This is a genomic window from Terriglobia bacterium (genome assembly GCA_020072845.1).
Lineage (GTDB): Bacteria > Acidobacteriota > Terriglobia > Terriglobales > Acidobacteriaceae > JAIQGF01.
Window position 1 is genome coordinate 59,924 of the sequence record JAIQGF010000017.1, and the last position, 8,522, is coordinate 68,445.

The 8,522-nt window shown below is 60.7% G+C and carries 7 protein-coding genes; 4 read left to right on the top strand and 3 right to left on the bottom strand.

What is annotated here, in order from left to right; translation table 11 throughout:
• The first annotated feature begins 8 nt into the window (after positions 1-8).
• From LAN70_16930 to LAN70_16945, 4 genes are all read left to right on the top strand, one after another.
• Positions 9-1,430: a sigma-54 dependent transcriptional regulator gene (locus tag LAN70_16930; GenBank protein MBZ5512834.1), complete on the top strand. Its 1,422-nt coding sequence runs from the start codon at positions 9-11 to the stop codon at positions 1,428-1,430.
• A 111-nt stretch (positions 1,431-1,541) separates the two neighbouring features.
• Positions 1,542-3,155, top strand: a complete 1,614-nt coding sequence (locus tag LAN70_16935; GenBank protein MBZ5512835.1) for a hypothetical protein — start codon at positions 1,542-1,544, stop codon at positions 3,153-3,155.
• A gap of 146 nt (positions 3,156-3,301) precedes the next feature.
• Complete coding sequence (locus LAN70_16940) at positions 3,302-4,084, top strand: ABC transporter permease (protein MBZ5512836.1); 783 nt, start codon at positions 3,302-3,304, stop codon at positions 4,082-4,084.
• Positions 4,084-4,911 (top strand): ATP-binding cassette domain-containing protein, encoded by an 828-nt coding sequence (locus LAN70_16945; protein ID MBZ5512837.1) that lies wholly within the window; start codon positions 4,084-4,086, stop codon positions 4,909-4,911. Before LAN70_16940 ends, LAN70_16945 begins: the two co-directional genes overlap by 1 nt.
• A gap of 90 nt (positions 4,912-5,001) precedes the next feature.
• On the opposite strand, the gene LAN70_16950 is transcribed toward LAN70_16945, so the two are convergent.
• From LAN70_16950 to LAN70_16960, 3 genes are all read right to left on the bottom strand, one after another.
• On the bottom strand, positions 5,002-5,472 hold the full coding sequence (locus LAN70_16950; GenBank protein ID MBZ5512838.1) for a hypothetical protein: 471 nt from the start codon (positions 5,470-5,472) through the stop codon (positions 5,002-5,004).
• Between the two features lie 184 nt (positions 5,473-5,656).
• A complete protein-coding gene (gene topA / locus LAN70_16955; protein MBZ5512839.1) occupies positions 5,657-8,188 on the bottom strand; it encodes a type I DNA topoisomerase in 2,532 nt (843 codons plus the stop codon).
• 86 nt (positions 8,189-8,274) lie between these two features.
• The coding region (locus LAN70_16960) for a four helix bundle protein (protein MBZ5512840.1) at positions 8,275-8,522 on the bottom strand (248 nt) is incomplete at its 5' end.

An 8,522-nucleotide genomic window follows, 5' to 3' on the forward strand; every position in this document is an offset into this window, starting at 1 on the left:
CCGCCGTCATTACCCGCCGGGGCGCCGCGAAAGAGCACGCTGCCGCGCAGGGCGCCGTCCTGATCGTCGATGATGAAGCCTCCATCCGCGAGTCGCTGCAGACGCTGCTCGAGTTGGAAGGCTTTACGGTGGAGACCGCCGCCACCGGCGAGGAAGGCCTGGCCAAAATGGCCGACCAGCCCATGGACCTGGTGCTGCTCGATTTCGCGCTGCCCGACCGTAACGGGCTGGAGATCCTGCGCGATATCCGCGACCGCGATCCCGAGCTGGGCGTGATCATGATCACCGCCTACGGCACGGTGGAAAACGCCGTGGCCGCCATGCAGGCCGGCGCCACCAATTTCATCCAGAAGCCCTGGGACAACGAGAAGCTGGTGGCCGACGTGCGCGCTGTGGTCGGGCGCCGGCGCGCCGAAGAAGAAAACATCCAGCTCAAGCGCGCCCTCAAGCAGCGCTACAACTTCGAAAACATCGTCGGCAAGAGCGAGCCGATGCTGAAGATCTTCGATCTGGTGGCGCAGGTGGCGCCCAGCCGGTCCACGGTGCTGATCCAAGGCGAAAGCGGCACCGGCAAGGAACTGATCGCCAAAGCCATCCACATGAACTCGCCGCGCAAGGACCGCCCCTTCGTGCCGGTGAACACCGGCTCCATGCCGGCGGATCTGCTGGAATCCACGCTGTTCGGCCACGTCAAGGGCGCGTTCACCAGCGCGGTGGCGTCGAAGAAGGGGCTGTTCGAGATCGCCGACCGCGGAACCTTGTTCCTCGACGAAATCGGCACCATGAGCATGGAGACGCAGGCCAAGATCCTGCGCGTCCTGCAGGACCGCAAGTTTATGCACCTGGGCGGCGTGCAGGAGCTCCAGGTGGATGTGCGCATCATCGCCGCCACCAACGTGGACCTGAAGCAGATGGCGCGCGAGGGCAGATTCCGCGAGGATTTGTATTACCGCCTCAACGTCATCACGGTTGATCTGCCGCCGATGCGGCAGCGGCGCGAGGACATCCCCCTGCTGGTGGATTTCTTCATCCGGAAATTTTCCGAGGAGAACGATCGTTCGGTGCGGCAGATTGCCCCCGAGGCGCTGCGCGCGCTGATCGAGTATTCCTGGCCGGGCAACGTGCGCGAACTGGAAAATGTAGTGGAGCGGGCGGTGGTGCTCTCCTCCGGCCCGACGGTCACTCTGGACCTACTGCCCGACCACATCGTCGGGCGCGGCGCCGCGCTGCAGATGCTGGAGCACCGGGCCGACGCTTCCCTGTTCGACATCGTGGAAGAATGTGAGCGCCGCATCATCGTGGACATGCTGGAGAAATGCAATGGGAACCAGACCGACGCCGCCGAGCGCTTCAAGGTTCCGCTGTCCACCCTCAATCAGAAAATCAAGCGGCTGAGCATTGAAATCAAGAAGCGGGGCCGAGAATCGTAGGCAGGCTGCAGGCCTTAGGCTCCAGGTGTAAGTTTGTAAGGTTCAACGAGAAACACGAGAGTAGCCACTCGATCTTAGCTCAAGTCTGACGCGAGCGCAGGGAGGACACGTATGTCTCGCCAACAGTATCTCCGCTTGTTCGTTCCCACGCTGATCATCGCTCTCGCGGCTGCCGTATCAGCGCAAGCTCCGCCAACAGTCACAGGCAGCGCTGACCCGAGCATCTTGACGAATAAACCGGCATCGGCGCAAGCGCCCGCCGTCAGGCTAGAGATTCGGGAGACGCCCTTAGGAAAGGTCGAAGCGAGTCTGGTCTTACGCGGAAGCTCGGCGGTGAGTCGGGACAGCCGGCACGTCGGCTACGTAATCCGGCGGCACGGGAGGATGTCGGCTGTAATAGATGGAGTCGAGCAGAAGGCTCACGATGGGGTAGCCGGCATCGTCTTCAGCCCAGACGGTCGTCGGCTAGCCTATGTCGTGGACCAGCGGAAGCGTGTTAGGGCGGTAATCGACGGAGCAGAGGGGAACGACTACGACGGGATCGCTAAGGATGGCCTGTCCTTCAGCTCCGACTCGACTCGGGTGGCCTATGCAGCGCTCCGCGGCCGGCAGTGGCGGGTGGTGGTCGACGGAGCGGAGGGGAACGCATACGATCAAGTTGGATTGGTGGTTTTAGGCCCTGATGGAAAGCGGGTGGCTTACGCCGCTCGGCGCGGCAATCGGGAACTGTTGGTCGTGGATGGACAAGAGAGTCACGAAAGCGATGGGGTCGCCGGGGTGGTTTTCAGTCCCGACTCTAAGAGAATCGCTTATGGAGTGAAGCACGGCAACCAGTGGGTAGTGGCGGTCGACGGGACGGAAGGACTCCAGTATGAGCAAGTGGGCGATTTGGTTTTCAGTCCGGACTCTCGGCGACTAGCCTATGTAGCCGGCCGTAGCAAGAAGATGTTGGCCGTCGTGGATGGCCAGGAAAGCAGGGAGTACGAACACATCGGTCAGCTCCGCTTCAGTCCCGACAGCAAACATGTGGCCTACGGCGTGCTTAAGGGTCGCAAGATGGCGATCGTACTGGACGGGGTAGAGGAACAGGAATATGACCAGATCGCGGTTCCTGGCCTTGTCTTCAGCCCGGGCGGACAGCGGACGGCGTATCGAGCCAGGCGAGGGAACAAGTGGATGCTCGTGGCCGACCGAGTAGAGGGGAAAAATTATTCGGCAACCGGGGGCACACCCACCTTTAGCCCCGACGGCACCCGCCTTGCGTACGTGGCGTTCGAGCGTGACCGCGCATTCGTGGTGGTGGATGGAAAGGAGCACAAGACGTATCGAGGCATCGGCGAAAGCAGCATCGTGTTCAGTCCGGACAGCAAGCGGGTCGCCTATATAGGGGTAAACGGCAAAACGACAGAGTTTCCAGTAGTTGATGGAGTAGAAGGGCCGACTTACCAGGGCTTCGTAGTGGGCAGCCGCTTGGTTTTTGATGGGCCTACTTCCCTGCACTACCTCGCCGGACACGGCGACGTCCTTTATCGGGTCGAGGCGGAAATCGTTGAGCAAGGTGCCGTGGCGCAGATCGCGAATCCTGAGCAGAGATCCGCCGCTCCACGCGACGGCGAAAAGCGCGCGGCGCCTGAGCGCCTATCCGTTCATTGCCAAATTCAGACAGACAAAATAAGCGAACCATGCAGCAATAGTCGAGAGACGCAAGCTGCCGGGTCGAGATGAGAGCCGAGACGAATGGGGTTCAAGAGGGCCGGGCACGGCGGCCCCTCATTTCTTGTGCGCCGAAACTGAGATGTCAAGTTTCTTTCCGCTTCCGCATTCCTCACTAGCGTCTGACCACCGACCACTGCTATATTCCGAAGCTCCGCATGGAATTAATTGCTCCCATCGACCTCGCCAAACAGAGCGTGCTGCGGGTACAGGAGTACGCGCTGCTCGCCTGGCGTTCCATTGCCAACCTGTTTGCGCAACCGCGCTATCTTTCGGACACGCTGCAGCAGGCCGACAGCATCGGCGTAGGCTCGGTGCCCGTGGTCGTGCTGACCGGCTTCTTCACCGGCGCGGTGCTTGCCCTGCAGAGCGCCAATTCCCTGGCGCGCTTCGGCGCCCTGTCGCTTACGGGACAACTGGTGTCGCTGTCCATGGTGCGCGAACTGGGCCCGGTGCTGACGGGATTGATGGTCGCCGGCCGCAACGCTTCCGGCATGGCCAGCGAGTTGGGTTCGATGAAGGTGACCGAGCAGATTGACGCCATGCGCGCCCTCGGCACCGATCCCACCAAGAAGCTGGTGACGCCGCGCGTGGTCGCCACCGTCATCATGCTGTTCTTCCTTACCATCATTTCCGACCTGGTCGGGCTGACCGGCGGCTTCATCATCGCCCACTTCACGCTCGGCCTCGACAGCTATCAGTACTGGAACACCGCCTACCAGTCGCTGGTCTATGGCGACGTGTTCATGGGACTGACGAAGCCGCTGCTCTTCGGGTTCGTGATCTCCACCATCGGCTGCTATTACGGCATGACCGCGCACGGCGGCACCCAGGGCGTGGGGCGCGCGACCACGCAGGCGGTGGTCGCCGCCTCGGTGGTGATGCTGGTGGTCAACCTGGTGTACACGCGCCTGCTGCTCTCGATTTTCGGCATGCACTGATGTCGCTCACCCCTGCCCAGCCCGCGAATGGTCACGAGCAGGAGCACATCATCGTCTTTGACGACGTGGCCATCGCCTTTGACGAAAACATCGTGCTCGACGGCGTTTCCTTCCAACTGCGTCCTGCGGAAACCAAGATCCTGCTGGGAGTGGCGGGCTCCGGCAAGAGCACCGTCCTGAAACTCGCCTTGGGCCTGATGAAGCCCGACCGCGGCCACATCTGGGTCCTGGGCCAGGACGTTACCGAGATGAGGGAAGAGGACCTGTTCGACCTGCGGCGGCGCATCGGGATGGTTTTCCAGGAGAGCGCGCTGTTCGACTCCTTTACCGTGCGCGAGAACGTGGCCTATCGGCTGATCGAGGAGCATGTGTCGCTCGACGAAACCGAGCGCCGCGTGCGCGAGGCGCTACGCTTCGTCGAGCTGGAACACACGCTGGACCTGTTTCCTGCGGAGCTGTCGGGCGGCATGCGGCGGCGCGTGGCGATTGCGCGCGCCATCGTCACCCAGCCGGAAGTGCTGCTCTACGATTCGCCCACCGGCGGCCTCGATCCGGTGACCTCAACCACCATCATCGAGCTGGTCGTGAAACAGCGCGACGTTTTCCACACCGCCGCCCTGATGGTGACCCATCGCCTGCAGGACGCTTTCACCATGGCAACGCACTATTTCGATACCATAGCCAACGAGATGCGCCCGCTGGGCGGCAACAAGGTCAACCTGGATGCCACGTTTGTCATCCTGCGCGACGGCAAGGTCATCTTCGACGGCAACACGCTCGAGCTGGCGCAATCCAAGGATGAGTACATCCGGGAATACATTGCATGACAGTTTCAAGTTTCAGTTTCGAGCACCGCCGCGGTGTGGGGCGGCGATGGTCGAAACTGCAAACCTGAAACTGAAACTCGAAACTGAAACTTATGACTTCCCCGCGGCCTTCGCCTTCATCATCTCCGCCCACTTCTTGAACTGGCCTTCCATCCATGTGACACGCTTCTTCAGCTCCGGGGTGCTGTTGAGCAGCTTCTCGGTTTTCGACATGAACTCGTCGCTACCGGACATTTCGCGAATTTGCTTCAGGAACGGCTTGATCTTGACGTAGGTGAAAACAATCTCGCCGTTCCAATCGAAGAACAAGTCCGGGTTGACGACGCCGCGAAGCACAAGCGACGCGGCATTTTCCCAGTAGGTAAGGTTCTGTCGGAACCATGCATTCTCCTGCGTGCCCCACCCCATCATGACCTTCTGGAGGGCTTCCCAGGAGCTGAAATCGGCATTGCCGTACCAGTTGCGCGCCTTGCGCATTTCCGATTCGCGGCGCAGGTCGTAAAGCTCCATCACGATTTTGGCATCGGCCGCCGTGGCTTTCTTACCGGCAGTTTTCGGCATACGAGTTTCTCCTTGCTAAAGCTATGTTGAATTCCAGCGGCGCAGGACACGCCGCAGTTCAGGGGTCCGGAAATACTAGCACAACCACGAATCGGGTGATCTAGCGATGGGGTGGTCCGGTGATCTGAATCCGGAATGAGTCACGCTTGTTCAATCACCCGATCACGCAATCACCCGATGACTCTTACGCTACCGCGCCTTCCTTGGGCTCCAGCGGCCGCGAGTAATCGCACTTGACCGTGCTTTCCTCTTCCTCGCCCTTTTTGCGGCGGCGTTTCGGTTTTTCCTCGTCTTCCGAAGTGGTCCGCTTGTTGTTGGGACAAGCCATGATCGGCCCGGACTTCAAATTCTTTTCCACCAGGTACGGGCTGCCGCATTGCGGACAGCTCTCGGCAACCGGCTTGTACGCCGAGGTGAACTTGCAGTTTGGATAATTCGAGCAGCCGTAGAAAATGTTGCCGCGACGGCGCGCTTTTTTCTCTACCAGATCGCCTTCCTTGCACAGCGGGCACTTCACCCCGATGTAATTCTGCTTGACGTACTTGCAGTCGGGATAGCCGCTGCACGAAGTGAACTCGCCATAGCGGCCGTGGCGCAGCACCATGTTGCGATCGCACTTCGGGCATTTTTCTTCCAGCGGAATGTCGGGGATCTTCTTCCCCTGATCGAGGCGCCGCGTGGTCTTGCAATCGGGATAGCCGGTGCAGGCCATGAACTGGCCGAAGCGGCCGCGCTTGAGCACCATCGTGCGCCCGCAGTTCTCGCAGTACTCCTCCTGCGAGGTCTCCTGCACGTCGGCCGAATCCAGGTCCGGCAGGTCAATGGGATTTTCCTTGGTGAACGTGCAAGTGTTGGGATCGTCCTTATCGTAGGTGCTGCAGGCGTAGAAGGAGCCGTGCCTGCCCCACTTGATCACCAGCGGCGCGCCGCAGCGTTCGCACAACTGGTCGGTGGGCTTCTCCATCCGCTTGATGTTTTCCATGTGCTTCTGGGCGTAGCGGAGGTCTTTCAGGAACTTCTTGTAGAAGTCGGAGAGCGCGTCGGTCCACTTTTCCTTGCCTTCTTCGATCTCGTCCAGCTCTTCTTCCAGGCGGGCGGTGTACTGGAAATCGAAAATATCCTTGAAGTTCTCCACCAGCAGGTCGGTCACAACCAGCCCGATCTCGGTGGGAACGAATTTTCCGCCGAGCTTCTGCACGTACTGGCGCTCCTGGATGGTGCTGATAATCGCCGAATAGGTGGACGGCCGCCCGATGCCGCGCTCTTCCAGTTCCTTCACCAGCGACGCTTCGTTGTAACGCGGCGGCGGCTCGGTGAAGTGCTGCTCCGGCTTCAGGTCCTTGAGCGTCAGCTTCTGGCCTGGTTCCAGCACGGGCAACTTGTGCCGTAGCGCCTCGTCTTCTTCGTCCTTGCCTTCCTTGGCTTCCTCGTACAGCTTCAGAAAGCCGTCGAATTTCAGCACCGAACCGGTGACGCGGAACAGGTACGACGCGGCATCCGACTTGGCCTCGATGTCCACGCTGGTCTGGTCGAAGACCGCGGGATTCATCTGCGAAGCGACGAAGCGCTGCCAGATCAGCTTGTAAACCTTGAATTCATCTTCCTTCAGGTACTGCTTGATGGCGTCGGGATGGCGCAGCGCCGAACTGGGGCGAATGGCCTCGTGCGCCTCCTGCGCCTGCTTCTTCGATTTGTACACATTGGGCGATTCCGGCAGGTATTGCGGGCCGAACTCGCGTCCAACATAGTCGCGCACTTCATTGAGCGCATCGTTGGAAACGCGCACCGAGTCGGTACGCATGTAGGTGATCAGGCCGACCGTGCCTTCCTCGCCGAGGTCAATTCCTTCATACAGCCGCTGCGCGATCATCATGCTGCGCTTCACGCTGAAACGCAGCTTGCGCGACGCGTCCTGCTGGAACTTGCTGGTGGTAAACGGCGGGGCGGGCGAGCGGCGGCGCTCGCGTTTGTCCACCGAACGCACGCTCCAGGCCGCCGCGCGCAGCGCGTCTACGATCTTCGTCGACTCTTCCTGGTTCGGGACCTCGGTCTTTTCTTCGCCGATGCCGAGAAAGCGCGCGTCGAAGGCCGGCGGCTTGGCGCCCTGCAGGTGCGCGTCAATCGTCCAGTATTCTTTTTTCTCGAACGCCTTGACCTCGCGCTCGCGGTCCACGATCAGCCGCAGCGCCACGGTTTGCACGCGCCCGGCGGAAAGCCCGCGGCGGACCTTTTCCCAGAGCAGCGGCGACACCTGGTAGCCGACCAGGCGATCGAGCACGCGGCGCGTCTGCTGCGCGTCCACCAGGTTCCAGTCAATGCCGTGCGCTTGCTGGAACGCCTCCTGCACCGCGCGCTTGGTGATTTCGTGGAAAGTGACGCGGAAGATCCGGTCGTCGCCCTTCTTCTTTTTCTTGCCGTCGCTGAACTCTTCCGCCAGGTGCGCGGCGATGGCTTCGCCTTCGCGGTCCGGGTCAGGCGCCAGATAGATGTTGTCCGCCGCCGCCGCCAGCTTCTTCAGCTTGATGACAACCTTTTCTTTGCCAGGGATGACGATGTAATCGGTCTCGAAGTCGTTGTTGGTATCGACCCCCAGGGTGCTCTTGGGCAGATCCTTGACGTGCCCCAGCGAGGCCTCGACCGTGAAGTCCTTGCCCAGGTATTTCTGAATCGTTTTCGCCTTGGCGGGCGATTCGACGATGACTAAACCTTTGGCCAATGTTCCCTCAATTCTCCCGATACGTTTTTCGAAGCTAGCACGAATGTCAAGGCGGCAACAAGTTACTGAGAGAAAGCCGTCAGCTCTCAGCCCTCAGCTCTCAGCTTTTGCATCAGCGATGCCAGCATACGTTTCACCTCGACAGTTTCGTCGGAAAGGCGTTGATAGTCCGGCATTTCTAGCAGTCCCAGGTCCCGGGTGAGGAGCAAGTGATACTCCACTTCGCTCGCCGAGCCTGCGGCCATCTGCAGAAACCGTGCAAACTCCACATCCCCTCTCCGGCAGGAGCCCTCGGCGATGTTGGCTCCGATGGAAACCGACGCCCGACGCAGCT

Bases quoted from the DNA above. Each gene is read 5' to 3' on its own strand.
- LAN70_16950 (MBZ5512838.1), bottom strand. From the start codon at position 5,472: ATGCCGAAAACTGCCGGTAAGAAAGCCACGGCGGCCGATGCCAAAATC.
- LAN70_16935 (MBZ5512835.1), top strand. From the start codon at position 1,542: ATGTCTCGCCAACAGTATCTCCGCTTGTTCGTTCCCACGCTGATCATC.
- LAN70_16940 (MBZ5512836.1), top strand. From the start codon at position 3,302: ATGGAATTAATTGCTCCCATCGACCTCGCCAAACAGAGCGTGCTGCGG.
- LAN70_16945 (MBZ5512837.1), top strand. From the start codon at position 4,084: ATGTCGCTCACCCCTGCCCAGCCCGCGAATGGTCACGAGCAGGAGCAC.